The sequence below is a fragment of the Pedobacter jaeyakensis genome, assembly GCF_054461315.1.
In genome coordinates this window covers 602,943-629,222 of sequence record NZ_CM136921.1, presented here as the reverse complement: position 1 = coordinate 629,222, position 26,280 = coordinate 602,943, and the positions used below count along the sequence as shown (strand labels likewise).

The window sequence follows — 26,280 nt, the reverse complement described above, 5'->3', positions numbered from 1 at the left end:
AATGGCAAGAACTACATATCAAGACTTATTGGATGCAGGTGTACACTTTGGTCACCTTACCCGTAAATGGAACCCAAAAATGGCACCATATATTTTTATGGAACGCAATGGTATCCACATTATAGATTTAAATAAAACTTTAACTAAAACTGAAGAAGCTGCTTCAGCGATTAAACAAATCGTGAAATCGGGTCGCAAGATCTTATTTGTAGCTACTAAGAAACAAGCTAAAGAAATTGTTGCTGAGCAAGCAAAAAAAGTAAACATGCCTTTCGTAACCGAGCGTTGGTTAGGTGGTATGTTAACCAACTTTGCAACTGTACGCAAGTCAATCAAAAAGATGGTTACCATCGATAAGATGACTAAAGACGGTACTTATTCAATCCTTTCTAAAAAGGAGCGTTTAATGATTCAGCGTGAGCGTATTAAATTGGAAAGCTTATTGGGTGGTATTGCGGATCTTAACCGTTTACCGGCTGCTATCTTTTTAATTGACGTTAAAAAAGAGCATATCGCTGTTAGCGAAGCGTTGAAATTAAACATTCCAACTTTTGCAATGGTTGATACCAACTCTGATCCTTCTAACATCGATTTCCCAATTCCTGCGAATGATGATGCTACTAAATCTATCTCTTTAATTACTGATGTGATCATCAAAGCAATTGAAGAAGGTTTAGATGAGCGCAAACGTGAGAAAGACGAAGAAACTGAAAAAGAAGCTGTAGCTGCTAAAGCTGCTGCTGATGCTCCGGAAGCTGCTGCTCCTGGTGCAAGAAGAAAAAAAGTTGAGGCTGATACCGAAGAAGGTACAAGCGAAGAAGCTTAAAATAATTTAATTTGGGTTGTATGGTGCGTTGCAGGGTTTACTTACAACAATACTGTACAACCCATAATTTTTAAATCATAACTTAAAAAAAACTAAAATGTCAGTACAAATTACTGCTGCAGATGTAAATAAATTACGCCAACAAACCGGTGCCGGTATGATGGATTGCAAAAAAGCATTAGTAGAAGCTAACGGCGATTTCGAAGCCGCAGTTGATTTATTGCGTAAAAAAGGTCAAAAGGTATCTGCCGCTCGTTCTGGCAATGCTACTTCTGAAGGTCTGGTATCGATCCATGTTTCAGCAGATGGTACAAATGGTAAATTAGTGGCTTTAGCTTGTGAAACTGAGCCAGTTTCTAAAGTTGAAGATTTCCGTAATCTAGCTCAGGCTGTTTTGGCAGCAGCAGTTGCCAACAATTCTGCATCTGTTGAAGAATTATCAGCAGTTTCTTTGGAAGATGGACGTACAGTTGCCGAAACGATTACTGAACTAACCGGTAAAATCGGAGAGAAAATCGTTATTCAGGAGTATGCAAATGTATCTGGTGAAAAAATCGTTTCTTATATCCACTCTAATGGTAAAATGGGTGTTTTGGTGGTATTTGAAGGCACTAATGGTGTAGATATTACTGAAGCTGGTAAGGATGTTGCCATGCAGATTGCTGCAATGAACCCTGTTGCTGTTGATAAAGATGGTGTTGATCCTGCTACTATTGAACGCGAAATTGAAATTGCCAAAGATGTAATCCGTCAAGAAGGCAAACCAGAAGAAATGGTTGAAAAAATTGCTGCAGGTAAATTGAATAAATTCTACAAGGACAGTACATTATTAAACCAGGAGTTTGTAAAAGACAGTTCAGTAGATGTTCGTAAATTCTTAAATAATACGGTTAAAGGTTTAACTGTTACTTCATTTAAACGCATCCAATTGGGCGCTTAATTACAGCCCTGATATCTTATTGAAAAGGTCTCCCGAAAAAACGGAGGCCTTTTTCTATATTTGGGCCTTATGATCGCAATAACAAACAGTAAGTTTTTTAATGATGATGTACTGGTTACAGACCATACTATTTTCATAGAAAATGGTAATCTTATCAGGATCGGTCAGGATGTGACGCTCGATAACTGTCAAATTATCGATGCGAAAGGCGCTTACGTTAGTCCGGGTTTTATAGACCTGCAAATTTATGGTTCTGGTGGCAATTTGTTTTCAGCGTATCCAACATCGGAAACATTGCGACAAATGGATGCTGATCTGATCAGCAAGGGAACTACAGATTTCCTGGCCTGTGTGGCCACAAATTCTCCTGAGATTGTGATTAAGGCAGTTGAAGCCGCTAAAGAATATCGTAGTGAAGCTAAAGGTTTTTTAGGATTGCACTTGGAAGGACCATATCTTAATCCAAAGCGCTTAGGTGCGCACTTGGAAAAGTATATAAAAAGGGCAACACTTGATGAAGTGAAGAAACTGGTGGAAGATGCAGATGGTGTGGTTAAAATGATGACCATAGCTGCGGAGGTACAGGATGATGAGGTGCTGTCATATTTAGCCGGTCAGGATATTACTCTTTCGCTGGGACATAGCGATGCAACATTTGATCAGGCCAACCAGGCATATGCCAAGGGATTTACTACAACTACACATCTCTTTAATGCGATGCCGTCGATACATCATAGATCGCCAAACCTACCTGCGGCAGTGCTTAATCACAAAACAGCGATGGCAAGTATTATTGCAGATGGGCAACATGTAGATTTTGAAATGGTGAAGCTGAGTTATAAACTGATGGGCGACCGGCTTTTTTTGATTACAGACGCGGTTACCGCTTGCAATATTGGACCTTACCAGCACCAGCTATCAGGAGATAAATTTATTACCCCGGGCGGAACGCTTTCTGGGTCAAACATTACGCTATTGCAGGCAGTGCAAAACTGTGTAACCAAGTGTGATATACCGCTTGCGGCCGCACTTCGAATGGCGTCTTACCATCCCGCTAAGTTGATGGCACTTTATAGTAATAAGGATGGTTTTCCAATTGGAAGTCCTGCCAATCTGGTGTTTTTAGACGATAATTTGCAATTACTGAAAGTTTATGTTGCGGGGGTTGAACATTTGGGCATCAGAAATTAAATAGCTATTTTTGAGGCCATGAAGTATAAAAGGATCCTGCTAAAGTTAAGTGGCGAATCGCTAATGGGCGACAAGCAATACGGAATTGATAATGAGGTTGTAAGAAAATACGCCGAAGACATTAAAGCTGTTCATGACGAAGGTCTTGAAATTGCAATAGTAATAGGAGGCGGTAATATTTTTAGAGGACTTAGTGCAGAAAAATCCGGAATGGACAGGGCACAGGCTGATTATATGGGAATGCTGGCAACAGTGATCAATAGTATGGCACTTCAAGATGCTCTGGAAAAAGTAGGATTAAAGACCCGGTTGCTTACTGCCATTAAAATGGAGCAGATTTGTGAGCCATTTATTCGCAGAAGGGCAGTAAGACATTTAGAAAAAGGGCGTATTGTTATTTTCGGCGCCGGAACGGGTAATCCTTATTTCACAACAGACTCTGCTGCAGCACTTCGCGCAATTGAAATCAAAGCTGATGTGGTGTTGAAAGGTACGCGTGTAGATGGAATTTACACTGCGGATCCAGAAAAAGATCCTTCTGCAACGAAATACGCCGAAATTTCTTTCAAAGAGGTTTATGCTAAAAGTTTGAATGTAATGGACATGACTGCTTTCACTTTGTGTGAGGAGAACAAACTTCCCATTATTGTTTTTGACATGAACAAAGCAGGTAATTTTATGAAGATTGCCAACGGTGAAGAGATAGGAACATTAGTTAGATAAATACCCCAAGATATATTTAGGTAAACATTGATAGTATGAATGACCTCATAAAGAAACAGTTACAAGATGCCCAGGCAGCAATGGACAGAGCAATCTCGCATTGCGAAACAGAGCTAACAAAAATTCGCGCAGGAAAAGCATCCGCAGGAATGCTGGATGGTATTATGGTTGATTATTATGGCAGCGCGACTGCGCTTAGCCAGGTTGCCAGCATTAACACTCCCGATGCAAGAACGCTGATTATTCAGCCATGGGAAAAGTCTTTGTTAGTTCCAATTGAACGTGCTATTATGGAAGCCAATATTGGCATCAATCCTCAGAATGATGGGATTGTAATCAGGCTTGTAGTTCCACCGCTAACAGAGGAAAGAAGAAAGGATCTTGTTAAAAAAGTAAAAGAAGAGGCAGAGCGTGGCCGTGTTACGGTACGTAACATTCGTAAAGATGCCAATGAAAAAATCAAAAAATTAAAAGGCGAAAGCGTTTCTGATGATGAGATCAAAACGGGTGAGGCAGAAGTTCAGAAGATAACCGATGCTTACATCATAAAAGTTGATAAACATGCAGAAGCAAAAGAAAAAGATGTAATGACTGTATAAGGTATATTATAGTTTTTAAGTAATTTAAAGGGAATGAGGTAAATGCTTCATTCCCTTTATTTATTTTTGCCACCCTAATTATAAAAATAATGAATCTACTGCTCCAATATCTTAAGACACACAAATGGGTTGTGGTTTTAGCATTGGTACTTGCCGCATTTAACATAGGTTTCTCGCTAATGGACCCTTACTTTACAGGTAAGATTTTAGACAGGTACATCAACAGACATAATGAACTGAGCCGAAGCGAGTATTTATGGGGAGTTTTAGGGCTTGTAGGGCTGGCCATAGGCGCTGCTATGGTTTCCAGAATTGCCAAAAACTTTCAGGATTATTTTACCAATATCATTGTGCAAAAAGTAGGGGCGAAGATGTATGCCGATGGCTTGAAGCATTCCCTGGAATTGCCTTATCAAGTATTTGAGGATCAGCGAAGCGGAGAAACTCTTGGTATCCTGCAAAAGGTACGTTTGGATAGTGAAAAATTCATTACCTCATTTATCAGCATTCTTTTTGTAAGTTTAGTTGGTTTAGTGTTTGTGATCGTTTACTCCCTTTCTGTGAGTTATAAAGTTTCGCTAATCTATGCAGCTTCTATCCCCATTATTAGTTTCTTAAGTTGGTATTTAAGTCGTAAAATCAAAAACATACAACGGTCTATTGTTGCTGAAACCACGGCTCTGGCGGGTTCAACAACAGAATCATTGCGTAACATTGAACTGGTAAAAAGTTTAGGTCTTGCCAGTCAGGAAATTGATCGCTTAAATAAAACCACCTATAAGATTTTAGGTCTGGAATTGCGAAAAGTTAAATATGTACGTAGTATGAGCTTTGTACAGGGCACCACGGTAAACCTAGTCAGGAGTACGATGGTTGTGGTTTTATTGATGTTGATCTTTGATAAGGCCATTACCCCGGGGCAGTATTTTTCTTTTCTGTTCTATTCCTTTTTCCTTTTTGGCCCTTTACAAGAGCTAGGTAACGTAATATTGGCTTGGAGAGAGGCCGAAGTATCTTTGGGTAATTTTAAAAATATTTTGAATACGCCAGTAGATAAAAAGCCAGCGAACCCGATACAATTGGAGAAAATCGAATCAGTAGCATTTTCTAATGTAAGCTTTAAACACCTTTCTGGCAAAACCAATGCCTTGAACCACGTTAACTTTTCAGTGAATAATGGTGAGACTATTGCGTTTGTGGGTCCATCAGGCTCCGGTAAAACTACATTGGTAAAATTGCTGGTAGGTCTTTACCAACCGGTTGAGGGGCAGGTTTTATATAACAGGAATTCTGGTACTGAAATAGATCTTGATCTGTTAAGGGAGAAGATTGGGTTTGTAACTCAAGATACCCAACTGTTTTCGGGTACGATCAGAGAGAACCTGCAGTTTGTGAAACCGGGCGCAAGTGATGAGGATTGTATGCGTGTTTTACACCAGGCTGCGTGTCAAAATTTACTGGCGCGGGCTGACAAAGGCTTAGATACCGTGATCGGTGAAGGTGGGGTAAAGGTTTCAGGTGGAGAAAAGCAACGTTTGTCTATCGCCAGAGCGTTGTTACGCAATCCGGATATTTTGGTATTTGATGAGGCCACTTCTTCTTTGGATTCTTTGACAGAGGAAGAAATTACTGCCACTATTCGCGATGTCTCTGTATTAACAAGTCATGTAACCATTTTAATTGCGCACCGTTTATCTACTATTCGACATGCTGACCGGATTTATGTATTAGAAAGAGGCCATATCATTGAACAAGGTAAGCATGCTGATTTATTGGCCGAAAAAGGCTTGTATTTTGCCATGTGGAGACAACAAATTGGCGAAAGAGAAATTGTTTAGGGATTCTGCTCGTTAATCTCCTGCAGGCTTAACTTGGTGAGTTCTTTTGTTTTGAAGTAGGTGATGCCGGCTATAATGATGGTCATGCTTCCGCCGAAAACTACTGCGGGAACGGTTCTCATAAGTTTCGCCGTAAGACCGGATTCGAAGGCACCAATCTCATTAGAAGAGCCGATGAACATACTGTTTACCGCAGAAACTCTACCGCGCATTTCATCTGGGGTAAGCAACTGCATGATGGTGGATCTGATAATTACACTTACACTGTCAAATGCACCTTCCATAAATAAGAATACCAGCGTAAGATAAAAGCTTTTGGAAAGGCCGTAGCATATTATGCTGCTGCCAAAACCTACAACTGCAATCAACAAGTTTCTCCAGGGTTTGTTCATTGGGGAGAAAACCGTCATAGTAAGCATGGTTAATACTGCACCAAGAGAGGCGGCCGCCCTCATTAGTCCCAATCCTTCTGAGCCTACCTTGAGGATGTCATTAGCAAATACTGGCAGCAAAGCTACTGCCCCTCCAAAAAATACTGAGAAAAGGTCAAGGCTCATCGCGCCCAGCATCATTTTACTTTTAAATACAAACCTAACCCCTTCTGTTAAGCTCTTAATAATACTTTGAGCAGGTATGAAGGTTGGCGGATGTGATTTTAAAAAGAATATACAAACCAGTGCGATAAAGATAAATGTGATAATGATGTAATAGGTAACCGTGATCCCATAATAGGCGTAGATCAATCCTCCTGTCATAGGCCCCAAAATAGAAGCCGCCTGCCAGCTGGAGCTGTTCCATGTACTGGAATTTGGGTATAGCTTTTTTGGAACTATTTGCGCCATCAGCGAAAAGGTAGCCGGACTAAAAAAGCCCCTTGCAATTCCTATTCCGAATACCATAAGGTACATGATAGGTACAATGGAGCTGGATGGTACATACTGTTGCATTTGTTTGGTAGTAACGATTAACATTACCAATGAACAGAGAAATACCCCGGCAAATACTTTTAAAAGAAGCCCCCGTTTCTCAGATTTGTCTGCTATATAACCACCATATAATGCAATGCTGATGGCTGGTATTGCCTCGCAAAGCCCTACTAGTCCAAGCGCCAGCGGATCATGTGTAAGGTGGTAGATGTGGAAGCCAATGATAACTGCCTGTATCTGATAGGCGAAGGTGAAGAAGAAACGCATGCCCAAATAGGAGCGAAATTCTCTGTACAGGAGGGCTGCGTAAAAGGGTATGGGTTGTTCTGCGGGGTCAGTATTGTCCAAAGGGATAAGATTTTAGACAAATGTAGGCGATAGGAAAATAAATTGTGCAGATAAATTAAAAAAGTGAGTTTACATGACTTTATCGTAAAAATCCAGATAAGCGTTTCTCATGTTATCAGCTTGATTGATAGCAGAGGATGCTGCTATACCAAAAATGCCTGTAGCCATGAGCCCATCTATATCATTAATCGTAACACCGCCTACTGCAAGCACAGGTAGATCAATTTGCTGCTCCTTTAAAATAAGCATGGCATCTGCATAGCCCCTAATGCCTAACAGGGGAGCATTATTAGGTTTTGTAGTGGTTGTTTTAAATGGTCCGAAGCCTGCATAATCGGCTCCCTGCTGAGCCAGGCGGATTAGCCCTTCTACCGTATTGGATGAGCCACCTAGTGTGATTGCTTCTCCAAGCTGTAATTTTAATGCGCTGAAATCAGCGTCCATATCTTCGATATGGAAACCCTGGATATCTGCTTTTCCATTGAAGTGAATGTGATCTGTGACGATCAGGGTTGCCCCCCAATCGTCGCAGATTTCTGCAATCACATTGATATCTTTCAAAAGTTCGTCATCTCCCTTAGTTAAGCACCGGTATTGAATCCATTTTGCACCTGCTTCACAAGCAATCCTGGCCTGTTCTATGTGCGTGTGCTGTTCAATGTCATGCGTAATGAAATGGAGTTTTTCGATGAACTTCTTCATGTTTAAAATTTGAGGTTAAGCGAAAGTAGGAAATTTGTTCCTGCCTGAGGGAAATAAAAGTTTTCTGTAGTAACTGTACCCTGATAAGCAGAGCTGTAGGTATATCCATTGCTCTCATATTTCTTATCGAAAAGGTTGCTTACCAGTAATCCGATATTTACATTTTTCAATCCTTTGAAGTTAAAGTCGTACCCTAACCTTGCATTGTTAACCCAATAGGCATCCAACTGCCTGCTGCTGTTCTGTGTATTGTCCATAAATTGCTTGCTTACATATTTACTTTGAACAGCCAGGGCCAGGCCACTTATCGGCTTATAAACCAGTTCTCCAAATAATACTGAAGCAGGGGAAAATGAAATATCGGGGTTGGCATAGTTGGTAGCGATGATGTTCACCACATCACCATTGTCGTCATATTCAGAAACGTAATCAACATAATCCTTAATTTTATTTTTGCTTAACGCGGCGTTTGCATTGACTGCAAATTTAGGACTGATGATATAAGAAGCATCTAACTCTATACCGGCACGGTAGCTTTTTGCCGCATTTTGACGGTAAGCATCAGCAAAGTTATTGATCTCCCCAGTAAAAATAAGTTGGTCTTTGTAGAACATCCCGTAGGCGGTTGCACCAACATTTAGGTTGCCATCGTTAAAGCGATACCCTAATTCCACATCGTTTAATCTTTCTGGTTTAGGCAATAGACCTGCTCTGATGTTGGTAAAGTCATCACGGTTGGGTTCTTTATTGGCAACGCTAAAGGAAGCGTACAAGTTGTTTTCTTCATTAAAGGTGTAGGTTGCGCCAACTTTTGGATTGAAAAAATCATACTTGTTGTTGAAGTCTAATGGTATCAGATTTTTATCATTCCCACCAATCTTGTAGTTCACTTTTCTGTATTGTAAGTCGGCAAACAGACTAAGTTTCTCCGCCGGACTATAGTTTACTTTCCCGTACACATTGAAATCATCTTTATCACCTTTACCATCATAATAGTGACGGAAATTGTCGCCAGTAGAGGCGTATTGCGCCCAGATCACTTGTCCGAAGTGCTTTCCGTTGTATTGATTGTATGCACCACCCAACACAAATGATAGGTTGGATGCCGCATTATAATTCAAAGCGAATGTTGCGCCATAAAAATCATTATCCAGCCATCTTCTGCGGACCAGGTCTGAACGGCTAATTGTTGTTGTTCCTATTACTACATTAGGTAGACCATATTTACTGAAACGGTCTTGCGATTTAAACTCTTCGAAATATCCTTTCCCATCTGTGTAGTGTAAAGCGCCGTTTAGTGATAACTTCTCATTAAATTGCTTAGCATACAAAGCCTGGTAGTGGGTTTGCGCATAATTGTCGTTCTGGTCTTTATAAGTAAAGGAATTGTAGGTGCGGCTATTGGAGGTTAGGAGGTGCTGAGCATCGGCATCAGATAAGTAATTTCTGGCGATGTAGGCATCCATTTCTGCCTTGTCTCCGTTTAAGCGTGATTCTGGAACACCGTTCCATGCCTGATACGTTTTCTCTGTTCCTGAAAAGATATTTATCCTGAGCAGATCGTTTTTGCCATGGTAAGCCCCTGATAAGAAAAATGACCTGAGATCAGAGGCAGCGCGATCTATAAAACCGTCTGATTTGATACGAGATAATCTGCCATCAAAACTCCATTTGTTGTCTATCAGTCCGGTTCCAATTTTAACCGTATTTTTCAAGGTATTGAAAGAACCATAGGTGTTGTTAAGCTCGGCATAGGCATTGTCTGCAAGCGATGCCGTTTGAATGTTCAGGCTACCACCAAAGGCACCTGCGCCATTAGTTGAAGTGCCTACGCCGCGTTGAATTTGAATGTTGTCAACAGAAGAAGCAAAATCAGGCATATTCACCCAATAGGTACCCTGACTTTCGCTGTCATTGTATGGGATTCCATTAATGGTTACATTTACCCGGCTGGCATCGCTTCCCCGGATTCTAATACCAGTATAACCTACACCGGCGCCGGCATCAGAAGTGAGGACTACGCCAGGCGTGTTGTTTAAAAGAAATGGGAGGTCTTGCCCGAAATTGTTTACTTCCAATTCTGCTTTAGTAATGTTTTTGTAAGTAGCAGCAGATTTGGCGCCTGCCCTTGTTGCTTTTACAGTAATTTCATCCAGTTTGATAAGCGTATCTCTTTTAACGCTTACAGCAGGTTTGTTTTGTGCATTAGTTAAAAATGGCACAAGCAGCACAGAAAGTGCGATCACTAATTTTTTCAATCTTTTGTATTTTTAAGTTAAACCACTGTAAGTAAGGGGCACTTACAGCCAAGTTAAACTCCATAACTCCAATCCCTCCGCCGGCATTATCCGGATCAGGTGCATATATCTTATAAAGATATAATGGGTATGCTCTCAGCCTGTTTTTGTGTTTTTTACAAAACAAGGCACCCCTTTTTGATGTGACAAATGTATATAAAATTTTTAAACCAAATAATATTTTGTGTGTTATGTGGTTTTTAAAAAACGATCAACAGCGGAGATTGCGTTATTTGTGCGGTCTTTGATGCCTCCGACTAACTCATAGGTTGCGTTAAGCGCTTTTAATTCCCTGTGCCAGGTGTTTAAAAAGTGTTCCCTTTTATGAGGGAAATCCCGAAGAGGATCTTCCTGCCAGGGGAGATCGATGTCCATGAGCAGGTAGAAGTCGTATTTGTAAATGGGCAATGCTTCTAAAACAATTGCAGGTGTTTCTCCAAATACTTCATCGCTCCAGATCTTAACAGTAATAAAAGTGGTGTCGCAAAAGATAAGAGGCTTCTCTGCGATAGCGAGGATAGAATCTTCAAGTGCAAGCTGACCATGAAACATATTGACCTCGTCCTGCAAGTTGCATGGAGCTGTTAATGCAGCACAATAATATCTTGCATATTCCGGAACCCATAAGGTTTTGTAGTGTTTAGCCAGTTCCTGTGTGAGGGTAGATTTCCCGGTGCTCTCTGGACCAACGATGGCTATCTTTTTAATTTCCTTGTTCACGGTAAATTTTCCTCCAATCTAAATATCCTACAGTAGCGATGTAAATATAGAGCGCATACATGATTGCTGTGGCATAAAGGTCTTTGGAGACGTATACGCCAACATAGATAACATCAACAAAGATCCATATAAGCCAGTTTTGCAGCACTTTACGTGCTAAGAAAACCTGGGCAATTAAGCTGCAAGCAGTGCAAAAACTATCTATGAATGGAAATGAAGCATCAGTTTGTTTATGTAGTATCAAACCAATAATACCCGTGAAAGCAATAACGCCTAAGATAGAAAATAATATTTCTCTTAGCGTGATCTGTGTCACAGGTGTAGATAGTTCTGGATTGTTTCTTCTTTTACTCCAGAAGTACCAACCATAAAAATTGGTTGCAAGAAAATAAACTTGCAGGCCCATATCTGCGTAAAGTTTAGACTGCAGAAAAATAAATATGTAGATGACCACACTAACAATAGCGATAGGCCAATTGTAAATGTTGTTTTTAGCAGCCAGCCACACACATAAAATTCCGGTAAAAACACCGAACCATTCCAACATCCCGGTTTGCAAAAACAATTGCTGGAAGCTATCCCCTAAGGCATCAATCATAAATCAAAAGTAAGGAACGCAGCGATTTCTGCAATAGCAGTACGATTAATAAATTAGGAGTATCATTAGCATTATTGCGTTTTTGGGATGGAGGTAAAGCTTAGTGAAGTTTTTATACTCACATCTGCTGTGGTGTTATTTCTTAACACGTATTCCAATCTTAAGCTAATGCTGCTTCCTTGCACATAACTATCCAAAAAGCGGGAGTTATCTATGTCCAATACCAGATCTGAACCAATATTTGGCTGAACGTCGTTTCTTGAAGCTACCAGCACTTCGCCACTGCTACCGCTTGAGATGAATAGCTTTACCGACTTAAACATACTCAGGCTTGTATTTGCAGGATTATATGCGGTCATTTTAGCCGATGCAATCCGCACTTCTTTAATGTAATTCGTGCCATTCTGATTGCCAAATACCTGGTCTATGCTGGTAGCTGAAGAGCTTGCAGAAATAGTGGTATTGGCTTTGCCAGATGCCGGGATGATAATATTTGAGGTATATGGAAACGTTGATTTAATAATGGATTGTACCGTTGCACAGCCTGCTACCAGCAGGGTGGCGACAAAAACATATGGAATTAATTTTTTCATAAGCAAGGTATTACAAATGTCGTTCCAACCAGTATGTAGCTCTTTTTTAAAACAATAGCCCATTTGATGTGTCTTTAATACAGACTTTCGCATTAATCCGGACAGATTGTATGCAAAACTAATCAGCTATTTAACGGGCTTTGCCCATAAATTAAATGATATGAAGAAGTTAAGAGTAAGTTTTTTGGCGACAGTAATGGTGATGTTTATCCTTTTTGCATTTAGTGCGGCAAGGGTTGGCGGCATCAGAGGTAAAGTTTTTCCTATTGATGGTGCAGATAAAGCCATGGCTATATCAGGTAAGGATACCTTAATCACTGATGTTGTTGCAGGAAGTTTTTCATTTTCAAATGTAAAGAAGGGAACCTATACGATTTGGCTGCATGCAAAAGCGCCTAATAGAGATACTTCAGTAGAAAATGTTGCGGTTATTGATAGTGCAATAACAGATATTGGCGAAGTGAAATTGCTGCAATAATTCCTTAATTTTTGTAGAAAAGGGCTTTTTAGGGCCCTTTTTCTGTTTTTGAAAAAATACGTGGTTTGTAATGTGCAAAAGCGTAACTTTGCATCCCGACAGAAGAGTCGGTGATCTATGTTGATGATCAATGTATCTCCCGGGACGATTCTGTCTATAAATAGATCATTTTATGCCAAAAGACACCTCCATACGCTCAGTACTGATTATCGGATCTGGACCAATTATTATTGGTCAGGCTTGCGAGTTTGATTACGCAGGATCCCAAGCAGCATTATCGTTAAAAGATGAAGGAATTGAAGTTTCAATTATCAATTCCAATCCTGCTACTATTATGACCGATAAGGTAATTGCAGATCATGTTTATCTCAGACCATTGACAGTGGCTTCTATTGAAGAGATTTTGATAGAACGTAAAATTGATGCTGTACTACCTACCATGGGTGGCCAGACAGCCTTAAATCTTTGTATTGAGGCAGAAGAGCATGGTATTTGGGAGAAATACGGTGTCAGGATTATTGGTGTTGATACCGCAGCAATTGAGAAGACCGAGAATAGGGAAGCATTCCGTCAGTTGATGGTAGATATAGGTGTGGGTGTTGCACCTTCAAAGATCGCAAACTCCTTTCTGGAAGGTAAAGAAGCGGCACAAGAAATCGGCTATCCTTTGGTTATCCGTCCTTCTTATACACTTGGTGGATCCGGGGGTGGTTTTGTTCACAAAAAAGAAGAATTTGATGCAGCACTTAAGCGTGGTTTAGAAGCCTCTCCAACACATGAAGTGCTCGTAGAAAAAGCGGTTCTAGGCTGGAAGGAATATGAACTAGAGTTGTTGAGAGACAGCAACGATAACGTAATCATCATCTGTTCTATCGAGAACTTTGACCCAATGGGTATTCACACCGGTGATTCCATCACCGTTGCTCCTGCAATGACCTTGTCTGACAGGTGTTATCAGGAAATGCGTAACCAGGCTATCAAAATGATGAGGGCTATTGGTAACTTCGCAGGGGGCTGTAATGTACAGTTCTCCGTTAATCCTGATAATGATGACATTATCGCTATTGAAATTAACCCAAGGGTTTCGCGTTCATCTGCACTGGCAAGTAAAGCAACTGGTTATCCAATCGCTAAAATAGCTGCGAAACTGGCTATCGGTTATAACCTGGATGAAGTTGAAAATCAAATCACTAAAACTACCTCTGCTTACTTTGAGCCAACACTTGACTATGTAATTGTTAAAGTGCCAAGATGGAACTTCGATAAATTTAAAGGTGCCAACATGGAGCTCGGCTTGCAGATGAAATCTGTTGGTGAGGTAATGGCAATTGGCCGTACTTTTATAGAGGCTTTACAGAAAGCTTGCCAGAGCTTAGAGATAGGACGCGCAGGTTTAGGTGCCGATGGCAAACATGTTCGTAACATTGAAGACATTATGCATGGTTTGGAGCATCCAAGCTGGAACCGTTTGTTCCTGATCAAGGATGCGATGAGCATGGGTGTTCCATTGGAATCTATCCGTAAGGTAACCAAGATTGACAAATGGTTCTTATCTCAGATACAGGAATTGGTATTCCTGGAAACCGAATTGAAACGCTATTCTTTAAATAATATACCAAAAGATTTCTTCTTCAACCTTAAGCAAAAAGGATTCTCCGATGTTCAGATCGCTTACTTGCTGGGTAACGTAACTGAAGATGAGGTTTATGAACGCAGAAAATCACTGGGCATCAGACGTGTTTACAAAATGGTAGATACCTGCGCCGCTGAGTTTGCTGCACAGACACCTTATTATTACTCCACGTACGAGGAAGAAAACGAATCTATACCTTCGGACAAGAAGAAAATTATCGTACTGGGATCAGGCCCTAACCGTATTGGTCAGGGAATTGAATTTGATTACTCTTGTGTACATGGTTTACTAGCGGCAAAAGAATCTGGATTTGAAGCCATCATGATCAACTGTAATCCTGAGACGGTTTCTACAGACTTTAATATGGCTGATAAGTTATACTTTGAGCCTGTGTTCTGGGAACATGTACGTGAAATCATTGAACTGGAGAGTCCTGTAGGTGTAATTGTACAGCTGGGCGGACAGACAGCATTGAAAATGGCAGAAAAGCTTCATCAAGCTGGAATTAAGATTATTGGTACTTCTTATAACGATATGGATATCGCGGAAGACAGGGGCCGTTTCTCTGATCTTCTAAAAGAATTAGATATTCCTTATCCAAAATACGGTGTCGCAGAAAATGCGGAAGAGGCGATTGTTGTTGCCAATGAAGTAGGCTACCCGGTATTGGTTAGACCAAGTTATGTATTGGGCGGACAAGGGATGAGCATCGTAATCAATGATGAAGATCTGGAGAAAGCTGTAGTTAAACTGTTGGGCGACTTGCCGGGTAACCGGGTGCTGATTGATCATTTCCTGGATAGGGCAGAAGAAACCGAGTCTGATTCTATCAGCGACGGAGATGATGTTCATATTGTTGGGTTAATGGAGCACATCGAGCCTGCAGGTATCCATTCTGGAGATTCTTTTGCGGTATTGCCACCGTTTAGTTTATCTGAAAAGGTGATTAACGACATGGAAACTTACTCGAAGAAAATAGCAAGAGCACTGAATGTGATAGGCTTGTTAAACATACAGTTTGCGGTTAAAAACGACAAAGTTTATGTGATAGAGGCAAATCCAAGGGCTTCAAGAACGGTTCCTTTTATCGCTAAGGCGTATGATGTTCCTTATATCAATATCGCTGCGAAAATCATGTTAGGGGTTAACAAATTAAAAGACTTCACCATCGAGCGTAAGCTTGCAGGATATGCTATTAAAGAACCTGTTTTCTCTTATGATAAATTCCCAGAGGTAACTAAAGAATTAGGTCCTGAGATGAAATCAACTGGAGAATCTATCCGATTTATTAAAGATTTGGAAGACCCTTACTTCAGAAAGCTTTATAAAGATAAGTCGATGTACTTGTCGAAATAGTATTGAAAGTCCCGAAAGGGACTTTTTTTTATGCCTAATTTTTGCCCCATATCCGGGTATTGAGGTCAAGTTCATTGATGATCTCATACATAAATCGGATTACGCCCAAGTCTTCCTCCAGGAAATTACCGTCTAGCAAACTTTTAAAAACAGGTGGTTCAAAATAGTCTTTGGAAAGCGGAAAGGCGATATAAACATAGCTGTCAGTAAAAGAGACGGAAATGGTTTCCTTAGTTTTATGGTCCAATTCACATAACCTTTCCATCATTGCCGGGGTAAGGATGTATCTGGCTTCTACCTGGTCGGTTGAATAGGTAACAAACGTATTGCAGAAATCTGTATTTTCCAATTTTACTAACTCTTTGTCTGAAGAGGAGAAGATGCTTACTTTGTCGGATATCCAGGCGCCAATTGCTGCCCCAAAGTCTTTTGGTCTTACGACTGTGGTGCCGTTAAAATGCTTGTTAAAATCTGCACAGAAAACAATCCCTTTCAAGATGGTATGCCAATGCTCTTGTCGGCCGTTTTTTGTTTGCGTTACTGTCTTGTATTCTGCATGCACTTCAGAAAATGAGAACTTGGTACTTCCCGCGCTTCCGTAGACCTGGTCTTGACTCTTGTAACGATCTGGACGTTGCGTGAAAAGCTGAGATGCAACGAAATTACCTTCAGAGAGTCCCTTTTCGTATTGCAATTCCAGACTATTGTCAATCGATTTTAGTGCGGCACCTATAACGCGTTGCTTAAACTCATGGCGATATTCGTTAAATTTTTGTGAAGCCTTACTAAGGAACACAAAGCCAACAATTAGTGTTATGCCTCCGCCAATTGCACTTAGTAGAAGTAGATCGCTGAATAAAAAAGCTGCTACTCCTAGCAAGACTCCTGTACCAATAATCAAATAGCTCTTTAGCTTAGCGCTCGAAACATCTTTACGTTGAACTTCTAATTCAACTAATGTATTTTGAAGATTGGAAACGATTGTTGCTTCGGGCATCTAACTATTAAAAAGAGATTTTGCACTGATGTTTTGACGCTCTTCTTCTGTGCTGGCTAACACAGACATTGGTTGATAATTTAGCATGCCCGCTACAAGGCTTCCAGGGAACATCATGATTGCATTGTTATAATCAGTAACAGCTGCGTTATAGGTTCTTCTGGCAGCAGCAATTTGTTCTTCACTTTCAGTCCACGTACTTTGTAAATTAATGAAGTTTTGGTTTGCTTTTAGGTCTGGATAGCTTTCAACACTTAACATCAAACTCCGCACGCCCGTGCTTAGTTGTTTGTCAAGATCTATCTTTTGTTCCGTAGTTAACGTTAAGTTTCCTGCCTGACTTCTTAATTCTACGATTTTAGTTAGCGTTGCTGATTCGTGTTGCATATACTGCTTAACCGTTTCAACAAGATTTGGAATTAAGTCAAATCGCTTTTTAAGCATCACATCTATTGACGAAAATGCGTTTGTGACCTGATTTTTCTTACCGATAAGAGAATTATAGAATGTGATGCCGAATAATAGGACCACAACTAATATAATGGCTGCAATGATCATAATTTGGGATTTGGTTATGCAGCTAATATATAAATTTCTAAGAAATTATTCGGTATTCATCATGAAAGTCATTGATCTTTAATGAAAAATGGATTTCTTTTACCGTTAATTAGCTTATTCGCTAATTATTAAGGATCACTACACCTTTAGCTTCAAAAGCAAGTTCTTTTTTAGGGTCAGTAATTTCAGCCACTTCTTCTGCAGATTGATGAGCATCTTCAGCATAATGGCGTAAAGTTTCAACGGAGATGGTCTGTTTTTTTGCGATTCCATCAAGTGCAACTTTTTTACCGACGATGTCCATTGGCATAAAGAATCCGTAGTCTTTGAAGGTAATACCAATCGGCTCCCCGTCAGGCATCTTCAACGTCATCCAACAACCTTTTTTCTTACATACATCCACAACTTCTCCTGAGATTTTCATGTTAACCGAATCTTTATCGCCCATCGCCGCTTCCATCTTGGCTACAGGTTTAATGTTTACCAGTTTAACTCCCTCGCCAAACGTCTTCGGAGCGATTTGTTTGATGGCTTCCTGAGCAGAAGCACACATTGTGATTAAACAGAATGTAAAGCCAATAATTGAGGTTTTGAATTTCATGAGCCCTTTTTATTTATTCGTTTTTGATAGCGTTAATATAGTAAAAATGTTCTAGCATAGAGCTAGCTAAAAATTTGTAATGGCATAAAAAAATCCTCGCCATCTTACGATAACGAGGATAATCATCCCTATTGTTAGTCATCAATCATAAATGAATGATAACAAATTAACTAATACAACTTATAGGCCAAATGTCACCGGTAGGTAATGATGGGCTTATATAGTTGAAATATAGCGAATTATATCTTTTTTCTTAAGTTGTAGGCAATTCCTAGTTAGGTAAAATAAGCCCCAAAATGCGTAATTATGCAACATATTGCCCGTTTTGGGGAATTGCGTCTAGCCGAAGAGTTCAGAGAACACATCCTCAATTTTACTTGCAGCCTTAATAAGTATTCCGAATTTGTTCCTATCTAAGCCCTTCATGTTAAATGAGGAAATAAATATGGATTCGAAGCCTAGTTTTTCAGCTTCTAATATCCTTTGCTCTATGCGATTTACCGCCCTGATCTCTCCAGATAAGCCAACCTCTGCAGCAAAACAGGTTTTGGAGGAAATAAAGATATCTTCGTGGGAAGACACGATTGCCGCCAGGATTGCCAAATCTATTGCCGGGTCTTCAACTTTTATCCCACCCGCTATGTTTAAAAAAACATCACGCATGCTTAGTTTAAATCCACAACGTTTTTCAAGTACTGCCAGGAGCATGTTCATTCGCTTGGTGTCAAACCCATTTGCAGATCGTTGAGGCGTTCCGTAAGCTGCTGTGCTAACCAATGCCTGTGTTTCTATAAGCATTGGCCTGGCGCCTTCTAGCGTTGCAGAAATTGCAATGCCACTCAGTTCTTCATCACGCTGTGACAGAAGAATTTCTGAAGGATTGGAAACCTGCCTTAATCCACTGGCATGCATTCCGTATATCCCCAATTCTGCAGCAGCGCCAAACCTGTTTTTTATCGCACGTAATATTCGGTAGACATGGTGCCTGTCCCCCTCGAATTGAAGCACCGTATCTACCATATGCTCCAATATTTTCGGACCTGCAATTGCTCCATCTTTAGTGATGTGACCAATTAAAAACACTGGTGTATCTGTCTCTTTAGCAAACCGCAACAATTCTGCAGCACATTCCCTAATTTGCGATACGCTTCCAGGAGTGGACTCGATGTGCGCTGAATGTAAGGTTTGTATAGAATCTATGATCAGCACATCTGGCTCAGTTTGTTCTATTTGTTTAAAGATATTTTGTGTAGAGGTTTCTGTAAGGATAAAGCAATTAGCTGTCGGACTGGTCGTTATCCTTTCTGCCCTCATTTTGATTTGATGTTCACTTTCTTCTCCGGAAACGTATAAGATTTTTTTGCCGGGGATGTTGAGGGCCAGCTGGAGCATCAGTGTTGATTTACCGATGCCAGGTTCTCCTCCAATTAAAATTACTGAGCCCGGGACAATACCCCCGCCTAATACGCGATCTAGTTCTGTGTCTCCACTTAGCATTCGCTCTTCCCGTATGATCTGGATGTCGCTAACCCTTGTCGGTTTGTTCACCCGCTGCGTTTCTGTACTGTTTTTCCAAGTTGGAACTTTAGCAGTAGGTTTTTCTACGACTTCTTCAACAAAAGTGTTCCATTGCTGGCAAGAAGGACATTTGCCCAGCCATTTTGCAGATTCATAACCACAGCTCTGGCAGAAATATGCTGATTTGATTTTAGCCAATTGAATTCGATTAAATAACGTTTACGAATTTAGATTATATTGTAATAAGTTGTAAAAATAAACAGGCCCGAATTCGTAGAATTCAGGCCTGTTATCAAAGCTCGTTTTTTTATAATTTGATTTCTTCGTCTTTAGAAGAAAGAAAATGAAATTCAGTTAGGCTGTAAGAAGGTACTGAACGGATCTTAACACGCTGACCGAATTTGAAGAACCATTTCCATTGTAGTGAAATGATCCCTTTTTTTATGAAAGCTTCAATGTAAGGGTGTACACAAAGCGTAATATTTTTTTCATTTTGCTCTTGCAAAATATAGGTCAAATTATTCTCGATGTCATCCATCAGAACGATACTTGCCTTAATCTCTCCTGTACCTGCACAAGTTGGACATTTTTCGCTGGTTACGATATTCATTTCCGGCCTAACACGCTGGCGGGTAATCTGAACTAATCCAAATTTACTAGGAGGCAATATGGTGTGCTTGGCTCTGTCAAGCAACATGAGGTCTTTCAGGTAATCAAAAAGAATTTTTCTGTTAGTAGCTTTGTGCATATCGATAAAATCGATGACCACAATACCACCCATATCACGTAAACGAAGTTGACGGGCAATCTCTTTTGCGGCTTCCCTGTTTACTTGTAATGCATTTTCTTCCTGATTCTCTTTACTTGCTGTTCTATTGCCGCTGTTTACGTCAATAACGTGAAGGGCTTCAGTGTGCTCAACAACAAGATACGCACCTCCTGCCAGGTTTACCGTTTTGCCAAACGAATTCTTGATTTGCTTTTCAATGCTGAAATGCTCAAAGATTGGTTCTTTATGCTTGTAAAGCTTCACGATCTTTTCCATTTCAGGTGAGATTTCGTGAACATAGGAGCGGATATCTTCGAAAAGTCCGGCGTCGTTTACATAAACGTTTGTAAAGTCGGAGCTAAGGATATCACGGATTAGTGTTGAAGTCCGATCCATTTCTCCCCATACCCTCTTAGAAGGTTCGGCCTCCGGTAGCTTCTTAATGAAGTTTTCCCATTTGGCCACAGAATCCAGTAGATCTTTCTGCAGTTCGGCAACGCCTTTACTTTCAGAAACGGTCCTGATGATCACACCAAAGTTCTTCGGCTTAATACTTTCAATAATCTTTTTTAAACGATTACGTTCAGTATTGCTCTTGATCTTTTTAGATATGGAAATTACGTTGGAAAATGGAACCAGTACAATATAACGGCCTGCAATAGAGAGATCAGAACTGAGTCTCGGGCCCTTTGTTGATATTGGTTCTTTGGCAATTTGAACTGGAAGTATAAGGTTTTTACTGACTACTTCAGATATTTTGCCGGCTTTGTTGATATCCCCCTCTAACTTAAAATTATCTAATAAGGTTCCATTAACAGAGCCATTACGCTTAATTTTAGTGAGCTTTATTAAAGACTGAACTTGGGGACCAAGATCAAAATAATGCAGAAATGCATCTTTTTCATAACCAACATCAACGAATGCGGCATTTAGTCCGGGCATAATTTTCTTAATGCGGCCAAGATAAATGTCGCCTACGGCGTAGTTATTATTGATCTGTTCCTTATGAAGTTCTACAAGTTGCTTGTCTTCAACTAAAGCTATGGTCACTCCCAGAGGAGAGGAATCTATAATTAGTTCTTTTACCAAAAGCTACAGAATTAAAGGCTTATGCCTTATAAACACATGGACAAAAACGCAAAAAATTGCTCCCGGCAATTCATGATTATCATAGATTGCCGGGGCATTCAACTAAGAAAAACTATTTTTTCTTATGTCTGTTTTTTCTAAGGCGTTTTTTACGTTTGTGCGTAGCCATTTTATGTCTTTTTCTTTTTTTACCGCTTGGCATAGTTTTGTAATTTAAATATTTTTATAAATCTGTTTATTAACTTTTATTTTTTTAGCTCGATGACCTTATCATCGATAAACTTGGATAGCGTAGGGTTCGCTGCAAGCTTTTTGCTCTGCAGGTAAGCCTCGATAGCTTCCGGGTTTTTACCTAGATTCTCGTACGCAGTAGCCAAGTAAAAATACGCATCCGGCGAAGGCTGAATTGCAATGATGTCTTTAAAACGAGTTATCGCTTTATCAAACTGACCTGATTTAATTGCAAAGGTTCCAAGACTTGTATTTGCTTTCAAATTCTTTGGATCCTTCTTCACCACATCAAGAAGCATTGCTATCCCTTGCATTGGCATGCCCATCCCATTTACAATTGTAATCCCAAGCCCTGTTTTTGCCTCTATGTTGGTAGAGTCTAAAGCTAGCGCATTGGTGTATGCCGTATTTGCTTTCTGCAAAAGGGCAGGTTGCAGTAAGCTGTCACGGGTGTTGTCAAATGCTTTTGACAATTTATCTCCAGCATCAAGCCAACTTTTAAGCGACTTATCTTCATTTGCAAAGATCTCGAGGTATAATGAACTTGGTACTATTTGTTCTACATCATCCCATTTCTGTGCAAGCGCTTTTGCCGCAGTAGCTTTCTCGCTCCCGGAGGCAGCATTATAAGATTGCTCCAAAGATGTGATCTCTGAAGCAATACTTGGGCTTACAGCATTTTTAGCCGAGGCTGATACTTCTGCAAGATTAATAGGTGTTGCTGATTGGGGAGCCATCTGTCCGCTGGCGGCCGGCCCTTTCCCGTTTTGCTCTTTCGGCTTTACCAGCCCTTTAATATCACGCGTAAACAAGAAAGCTACGAGCAGGAAAACTGCCCCTATTATTACTAACTGTTTTGAACGGATACTGTTGAGCATAATGATTAAGCTTCTACGCTTACTTTCTTAGAGTTACTTTTTACTTTATCTACAAATACTTTTGCAGGTTTAAAGCTAGGTACGAAATGCTCAGGAATGATAATTGCTGTATTCTTTGAAATATTTCTTGCAGTTTTTTGTGCTCTCTTCTTAACAACAAAACTTCCAAAACCTCTTACATAAACATTTTCCCCACTGATCATGCTTGACTTGATCACTTTGAAAAATGCTTCAACGGTTTCCTGTACATCTACTTTTTCAATTCCTGTTTTCGTTGATATTTCTGAAATAATATCTGCCTTAGTCATATTTTATGTTATTTAAATTATTGTGTTTGTTACTATTATAAGTGTTTTGGGGTTGCAAAAGTATTGCTTTTTAACGAGATAGGAAAATAAAAGATGATTTATTTGTCGCACCATGTATCAGCCTATTGCAAGTTTTATAAAAAACCAATTCAATAACGCCGTATTTTTGTTTTTATGAGTTTCCAGATCGAAATTATTACCTGGTATTTACAAAATAAGAGAGACCTCCCCTGGCGGAATACCCGAGACCCATATGTAATTTGGCTCTCCGAAATTATTTTACAGCAAACTCGCGTAGAGCAGGGCCTCCCTTATTTCACAAAATTTTTGGACGCTTTTCCAACTGTTGCTGAATTTGCCGCGGCATCCGAAACACAAATATTAAAGCTTTGGCAGGGCCTCGGTTATTATTCCAGAGGAAGGAATATGCTGTATACTGCTCAGCAGATTTCCACAGAATATCAAAATGTTTTTCCTACCGGTTATGATCAGTTAATCCAATTAAAGGGGGTGGGTGATTATACTGCTGCTGCGATATCTTCTTTTTCTGCTGATGAGCTAAAACCAGTATTGGATGGCAATGTGTTCCGGGTATTGTCACGCTATTTTGGTATCACCACTCCGATCAATAGTACTGATGGGAAGAAAGAGTTTATTGCGCTTGCGCGGGAGCTGATCGTCGGACAAAAACCTTCTCTCTACAACCAGGCCATCATGGAATTTGGGGCATTGCAATGTAAGCCAAGATCTCCAAATTGTCAGATCTGCCCGCTTCAATCCGGATGTTATGCGCTTGCTCATCATCTTGTGGATGTTCTTCCTGTTAAGGAAAAAAAATTGAAGAAGCGCACCCGTTACTTTAACTATTTTTTATGCGTTAAGGAACAGCAGATTTTAGTCCACCAAAGAACCAGTTCTGATATCTGGCAGGAGCTATTTGATCTGCCACTTATAGAGACTGAAAAAAACTATCTGGATGATGTGGAATTCTTCGGCGTACAGTTAAACAAAAGCTATGGAGCTGGTGTTAACATTACGCATTTGGAGCAAAAACGACACTTGCTTACGCACCAAACTATATATGTTGATTTTTTTGCTTTAGATAATTATATCATTAACTTTAATCAGAATGCAGATATAAAATGGGTTACTTTAGTTGAATTTGAACAGTTACCTCAACCTAAAGTTATCGCTAATTTTATTAATAAGCATTTTACTAACCAAGTATAAAAAAACGAGATTGCATGTCAGGTATTAACAAAGTTATTTTAGTCGGGCATTTGGGGAAGGACCCAGAAGTAAGACATTTAGATGGAGGTGTTACTGTAGCCAGTTTTCCTTTGGCTACATCAGAAACCTATAATAAGGATGGAAAAAGGGTAGAGCAAACCGAGTGGCACAATATTGTGCTATGGAGGGGTTTGGCAGAGGTGGCTTCCAAATATTTACAGAAGGGTAAGCTGGTTTATATAGAAGGAAAGCTTCGTACGAGATCTTTTGAAGACCGTGAAAAAATTAAGAAATATGTAACAGAAGTAGTAGCGGAGAACTTTACCATCCTGGGTCGTAAAAGTGATTTTGAGCACACACCTTCAACTACTGAGAACAGCACACCAAAGAGTGAGGGCGATTACCTGGATAGTGATCCTTCAGGAGATTTACCTTTTTAGCATTTAAAGCATTCAAAAAAGAGGGCTCGCGCTTAAGCACGAGCCCTCTTTTTTTATTCTACAGTTACAGATTTCGCCAGGTTCCTTGGCTGATCTACGTTGCAACCCCTCATTACCGCTATATGGTAAGATAGTAGTTGTAGAGGAATGGTGGCAAGCAATGGTAAAAATGCTTCACTCGCATCAGGTATTTCTATACAGTAATCTACCATATTCCTAACATCCACATCTCCTTCAGTAACAATGGCCAATACAATACCCTTTCTTGCCTTAACTTCCTGAATATTGCTGATTACCTTTTCATACGATGAATTTTTTGTCGCAATAACCACTACTGGCATTTCTTCATCAATAAGGGCAATCGGACCATGTTTCATCTCTGCAGCCGGATAGCCTTCCGCATGGATGTAAGAAATCTCTTTTAGTTTAAGCGCACCTTCTAAGGCTACAGGGAAGCCACTTCCTCTACCTAAAAATAAGCAGTTCCTGGAATCTTTAAATTTATAGGCAATCTCTTTTATCAATGCATCTGATTGAAGAGCTTTTTCAATCTTAGCAGGAATATTATCTAATTCAGTAAGTAATTCTGCAAGTTTAGAACTCGTCAGTGTACCTTTTTGCTGCGCAAGATGGAACGCAATTAACGTTAGCACAGTAACCTGTGCAGTAAATGCTTTTGTAGATGCCACACCAATTTCTGGTCCCGCATGGGTATAAGCCCCAGCATGTGTAATTCTTGGAATAGATGCGCCAACAACGTTGCAAACGCCAAATATGGTAGCGCCTTTTTCTTTTGCCATCTCTATGGCAGCCATTGTGTCTGCTGTTTCGCCAGATTGTGAAATGGCAATCACTACATCTTTTTCTGTGATTATTGGATTTCTATACCTAAACTCAGAAGCATATTCTACTTCCACAGGTATCCTTGCATATTCTTCAATCAGGTACTCCCCAACAAGACCGGCATGCCACGATGTTCCGCAGGCAACAATAATGATCCTGTCAACATTCTTAAGCTTATGTGCATACTCACTTATACCGCCAAGTTGAACTCTTCCTTCGTTGGGATAGATCCTACCGCGAAGGCAATCTCTAACAGAACGAGGTTGCTCATTAATTTCTTTAAGCATAAAGTGCTCGTAACCTCCCTTTTCAAGCATCTCAAGTTTTAACTCCAGTTCTTGTATATAAGGGGTTTGAACCACATTGTCTAATCGCTTGATCAAAAGGTCGTCTCGCTTTACAAAAGCGATCTCATTGTCGTTCAAGTAGATCACGTTTTTGGTATACTCAACTATTGGTGTCGCATCAGAAGCAATAAAGTATTCACCTTCACCCACACCGATAACCATCGGACTACCTTTTCTTGCTGCAATAAGCTGATCGGGCTGGTCTTCATCCATTACCACAATAGCATAGGCACCATTAACTTCTCTCAGTGCCAAACGTACAGCTTCCAACAAGTCGGTTTGCTCATTCTTATAAATTTCTTCAATAAGGTGAATCAATACCTCCGTATCTGTGTCGCTATTAAATTGGTGACCGCGACTCAGCAGTTCTTCTTTAATGGTGGCATAATTTTCTATAATTCCATTGTGGATGATGGTAAGCTTGCCGTTATTAGAAGTATGTGGATGAGAATTTCTATCCGAAGGAGCACCATGTGTAGCCCAGCGGGTATGCCCTATACCAATAGTACCGCTTAAATTCTTCCCTTCAGCAAAGGCTTCCAGCTCGGTAACCTTTCCAGCTTTTTTATAAATGTTTAATTGATGGTCAGCTATCAGTGCGATACCGGCACTGTCATAGCCTCTGTATTCTAATCTTTTAAGTCCTTTTATAATTAAAGGCCAGGCTTCTCTGTGGCCAATATAACCAACTATTCCGCACATA

The 26,280-nt window shown here is 40.2% G+C and carries 24 protein-coding genes; 10 read left to right on the top strand and 14 right to left on the bottom strand.

The window, feature by feature from the left end:
• Position 1: 1 nt before the first annotated feature.
• The 6 genes from rpsB (at position 2) to ACXZ1K_RS02880 (ending at position 6,117) form a co-directional block, all read left to right on the top strand.
• Positions 2-826 (top strand): 30S ribosomal protein S2, encoded by an 825-nt coding sequence (gene rpsB / locus ACXZ1K_RS02905; RefSeq protein ID WP_136837796.1) that lies wholly within the window; start codon positions 2-4, stop codon positions 824-826.
• A 97-nt stretch (positions 827-923) separates the two neighbouring features.
• Positions 924-1,766 (top strand): translation elongation factor Ts, encoded by an 843-nt coding sequence (tsf, locus tag ACXZ1K_RS02900; protein ID WP_458971883.1) that lies wholly within the window; start codon positions 924-926, stop codon positions 1,764-1,766.
• Positions 1,767-1,835: 69 nt separating this feature from the next.
• Positions 1,836-2,957 carry an N-acetylglucosamine-6-phosphate deacetylase gene (nagA, locus tag ACXZ1K_RS02895; RefSeq protein ID WP_458971882.1) on the top strand — a complete coding sequence of 374 codons (1,122 nt, stop codon included), beginning with the start codon at positions 1,836-1,838 and terminating at the stop codon, positions 2,955-2,957.
• A gap of 18 nt (positions 2,958-2,975) precedes the next feature.
• Positions 2,976-3,680, top strand: coding sequence for a UMP kinase (gene pyrH, locus ACXZ1K_RS02890; protein ID WP_458971881.1), 705 nt, complete (start codon positions 2,976-2,978; stop codon positions 3,678-3,680).
• 35 nt (positions 3,681-3,715) lie between these two features.
• Complete coding sequence (gene frr / locus ACXZ1K_RS02885; RefSeq protein WP_458971880.1) at positions 3,716-4,279, top strand: ribosome recycling factor; 564 nt, start codon at positions 3,716-3,718, stop codon at positions 4,277-4,279.
• A gap of 89 nt (positions 4,280-4,368) precedes the next feature.
• The gene (locus ACXZ1K_RS02880; RefSeq protein ID WP_458971879.1) at positions 4,369-6,117 is read left to right on the top strand and encodes an ABC transporter ATP-binding protein; all 1,749 of its coding nucleotides are present in this window, start codon (positions 4,369-4,371) and stop codon (positions 6,115-6,117) included.
• On the opposite strand, the gene ACXZ1K_RS02875 is transcribed toward ACXZ1K_RS02880, so the two are convergent.
• The 6 genes from ACXZ1K_RS02875 to ACXZ1K_RS02850 form a co-directional block, all read right to left on the bottom strand.
• The gene (locus tag ACXZ1K_RS02875; protein ID WP_458971878.1) at positions 6,114-7,391 is read right to left on the bottom strand and encodes an MFS transporter; all 1,278 of its coding nucleotides are present in this window, start codon (positions 7,389-7,391) and stop codon (positions 6,114-6,116) included. The genes ACXZ1K_RS02880 and ACXZ1K_RS02875 overlap by 4 nt on opposite strands.
• Positions 7,392-7,460: 69 nt before the next feature.
• Positions 7,461-8,093 carry a thiamine phosphate synthase gene (locus ACXZ1K_RS02870; protein WP_458971877.1) on the bottom strand — a complete coding sequence of 211 codons (633 nt, stop codon included), beginning with the start codon at positions 8,091-8,093 and terminating at the stop codon, positions 7,461-7,463.
• A 2-nt stretch (positions 8,094-8,095) separates the two neighbouring features.
• Positions 8,096-10,351 (bottom strand): TonB-dependent receptor, encoded by a 2,256-nt coding sequence (locus ACXZ1K_RS02865; RefSeq protein ID WP_458971876.1) that lies wholly within the window; start codon positions 10,349-10,351, stop codon positions 8,096-8,098.
• A gap of 228 nt (positions 10,352-10,579) precedes the next feature.
• Positions 10,580-11,110, bottom strand: coding sequence for an AAA family ATPase (locus ACXZ1K_RS02860; protein ID WP_458971875.1), 531 nt, complete (start codon positions 11,108-11,110; stop codon positions 10,580-10,582).
• A complete protein-coding gene (gene pnuC, locus ACXZ1K_RS02855; RefSeq protein WP_458971874.1) occupies positions 11,094-11,708 on the bottom strand; it encodes a nicotinamide riboside transporter PnuC in 615 nt (204 codons plus the stop codon). Before pnuC ends, ACXZ1K_RS02860 begins: the two co-directional genes overlap by 17 nt.
• Positions 11,709-11,779: 71 nt before the next feature.
• Complete coding sequence (locus tag ACXZ1K_RS02850; RefSeq protein ID WP_458971873.1) at positions 11,780-12,301, bottom strand: hypothetical protein; 522 nt, start codon at positions 12,299-12,301, stop codon at positions 11,780-11,782.
• A gap of 160 nt (positions 12,302-12,461) precedes the next feature.
• On the opposite strand from ACXZ1K_RS02850, the gene ACXZ1K_RS02845 reads away from it, so the two are divergent.
• Positions 12,462-12,779 (top strand): carboxypeptidase regulatory-like domain-containing protein, encoded by a 318-nt coding sequence (locus ACXZ1K_RS02845; RefSeq protein ID WP_458971872.1) that lies wholly within the window; start codon positions 12,462-12,464, stop codon positions 12,777-12,779.
• Between the two features lie 172 nt (positions 12,780-12,951).
• On the top strand, positions 12,952-15,768 hold the full coding sequence (gene carB, locus ACXZ1K_RS02840; RefSeq protein ID WP_458971871.1) for a carbamoyl-phosphate synthase large subunit: 2,817 nt from the start codon (positions 12,952-12,954) through the stop codon (positions 15,766-15,768).
• 34 nt (positions 15,769-15,802) lie between these two features.
• On the opposite strand, the gene ACXZ1K_RS02835 is transcribed toward carB, so the two are convergent.
• The 7 genes from ACXZ1K_RS02835 to ACXZ1K_RS02805 all read right to left on the bottom strand — a co-directional run bounded on the left by ACXZ1K_RS02835 (position 15,803) and on the right by ACXZ1K_RS02805 (position 22,717).
• Positions 15,803-16,765 (bottom strand): DUF3137 domain-containing protein, encoded by a 963-nt coding sequence (locus ACXZ1K_RS02835; RefSeq protein ID WP_458971870.1) that lies wholly within the window; start codon positions 16,763-16,765, stop codon positions 15,803-15,805.
• Entirely contained in the window at positions 16,766-17,323 is a 558-nt protein-coding gene (locus ACXZ1K_RS02830; protein WP_458971869.1) for a LemA family protein, read from the bottom strand.
• 121 nt (positions 17,324-17,444) lie between these two features.
• Complete coding sequence (locus tag ACXZ1K_RS02825) at positions 17,445-17,924, bottom strand: DUF4920 domain-containing protein (protein WP_458971868.1); 480 nt, start codon at positions 17,922-17,924, stop codon at positions 17,445-17,447.
• Positions 17,925-18,263: 339 nt separating this feature from the next.
• Positions 18,264-19,640 carry a DNA repair protein RadA gene (gene radA, locus ACXZ1K_RS02820; RefSeq protein WP_458971867.1) on the bottom strand — a complete coding sequence of 459 codons (1,377 nt, stop codon included), beginning with the start codon at positions 19,638-19,640 and terminating at the stop codon, positions 18,264-18,266.
• Positions 19,641-19,749: 109 nt separating this feature from the next.
• Positions 19,750-21,300: an Rne/Rng family ribonuclease gene (locus ACXZ1K_RS02815; protein ID WP_458971866.1), complete on the bottom strand. Its 1,551-nt coding sequence runs from the start codon at positions 21,298-21,300 to the stop codon at positions 19,750-19,752.
• Positions 21,301-21,545: 245 nt separating this feature from the next.
• A complete protein-coding gene (locus ACXZ1K_RS02810) occupies positions 21,546-22,409 on the bottom strand; it encodes a tetratricopeptide repeat protein (RefSeq protein WP_458971865.1) in 864 nt (287 codons plus the stop codon).
• Between the two features lie 5 nt (positions 22,410-22,414).
• Positions 22,415-22,717 (bottom strand): HU family DNA-binding protein, encoded by a 303-nt coding sequence (locus tag ACXZ1K_RS02805; RefSeq protein WP_458971864.1) that lies wholly within the window; start codon positions 22,715-22,717, stop codon positions 22,415-22,417.
• 174 nt (positions 22,718-22,891) lie between these two features.
• On the opposite strand from ACXZ1K_RS02805, the gene mutY reads away from it, so the two are divergent.
• Positions 22,892-23,947, top strand: a complete 1,056-nt coding sequence (mutY, locus tag ACXZ1K_RS02800) for an A/G-specific adenine glycosylase (RefSeq protein ID WP_458971863.1) — start codon at positions 22,892-22,894, stop codon at positions 23,945-23,947.
• A 14-nt stretch (positions 23,948-23,961) separates the two neighbouring features.
• Positions 23,962-24,387 carry a single-stranded DNA-binding protein gene (locus tag ACXZ1K_RS02795; protein WP_457287250.1) on the top strand — a complete coding sequence of 142 codons (426 nt, stop codon included), beginning with the start codon at positions 23,962-23,964 and terminating at the stop codon, positions 24,385-24,387.
• Between the two features lie 53 nt (positions 24,388-24,440).
• On the opposite strand, the gene glmS is transcribed toward ACXZ1K_RS02795, so the two are convergent.
• On the bottom strand, positions 24,441-26,279 hold the full coding sequence (gene glmS / locus ACXZ1K_RS02790) for a glutamine--fructose-6-phosphate transaminase (isomerizing) (protein ID WP_458971862.1): 1,839 nt from the start codon (positions 26,277-26,279) through the stop codon (positions 24,441-24,443).
• Position 26,280: the final 1 nt, after the last annotated feature.

Bases quoted from the DNA above. Each gene is read 5' to 3' on its own strand.
- rpsB (WP_136837796.1), top strand. From the start codon at position 2: ATGGCAAGAACTACATATCAAGACTTATTGGATGCAGGTGTACACTTT.
- tsf (WP_458971883.1), top strand. From the start codon at position 924: ATGTCAGTACAAATTACTGCTGCAGATGTAAATAAATTACGCCAACAA.
- nagA (WP_458971882.1), top strand. From the start codon at position 1,836: ATGATCGCAATAACAAACAGTAAGTTTTTTAATGATGATGTACTGGTT.
- pyrH (WP_458971881.1), top strand. From the start codon at position 2,976: ATGAAGTATAAAAGGATCCTGCTAAAGTTAAGTGGCGAATCGCTAATG.
- frr (WP_458971880.1), top strand. From the start codon at position 3,716: ATGAATGACCTCATAAAGAAACAGTTACAAGATGCCCAGGCAGCAATG.
- ACXZ1K_RS02880 (WP_458971879.1), top strand. From the start codon at position 4,369: ATGAATCTACTGCTCCAATATCTTAAGACACACAAATGGGTTGTGGTT.
- ACXZ1K_RS02870 (WP_458971877.1), bottom strand. From the start codon at position 8,093: ATGAAGAAGTTCATCGAAAAACTCCATTTCATTACGCATGACATTGAA.
- pnuC (WP_458971874.1), bottom strand. From the start codon at position 11,708: ATGATTGATGCCTTAGGGGATAGCTTCCAGCAATTGTTTTTGCAAACC.
- ACXZ1K_RS02850 (WP_458971873.1), bottom strand. From the start codon at position 12,301: ATGAAAAAATTAATTCCATATGTTTTTGTCGCCACCCTGCTGGTAGCA.
- ACXZ1K_RS02845 (WP_458971872.1), top strand. From the start codon at position 12,462: ATGAAGAAGTTAAGAGTAAGTTTTTTGGCGACAGTAATGGTGATGTTT.
- carB (WP_458971871.1), top strand. From the start codon at position 12,952: ATGCCAAAAGACACCTCCATACGCTCAGTACTGATTATCGGATCTGGA.
- ACXZ1K_RS02835 (WP_458971870.1), bottom strand. From the start codon at position 16,765: ATGCCCGAAGCAACAATCGTTTCCAATCTTCAAAATACATTAGTTGAA.
- ACXZ1K_RS02830 (WP_458971869.1), bottom strand. From the start codon at position 17,323: ATGATCATTGCAGCCATTATATTAGTTGTGGTCCTATTATTCGGCATC.
- ACXZ1K_RS02825 (WP_458971868.1), bottom strand. From the start codon at position 17,924: ATGAAATTCAAAACCTCAATTATTGGCTTTACATTCTGTTTAATCACA.
- ACXZ1K_RS02810 (WP_458971865.1), bottom strand. From the start codon at position 22,409: ATGCTCAACAGTATCCGTTCAAAACAGTTAGTAATAATAGGGGCAGTT.
- ACXZ1K_RS02805 (WP_458971864.1), bottom strand. From the start codon at position 22,717: ATGACTAAGGCAGATATTATTTCAGAAATATCAACGAAAACAGGAATT.
- mutY (WP_458971863.1), top strand. From the start codon at position 22,892: ATGAGTTTCCAGATCGAAATTATTACCTGGTATTTACAAAATAAGAGA.
- ACXZ1K_RS02795 (WP_457287250.1), top strand. From the start codon at position 23,962: ATGTCAGGTATTAACAAAGTTATTTTAGTCGGGCATTTGGGGAAGGAC.
- glmS (WP_458971862.1), bottom strand. From the start codon at position 26,279: ATGTGCGGAATAGTTGGTTATATTGGCCACAGAGAAGCCTGGCCTTTA.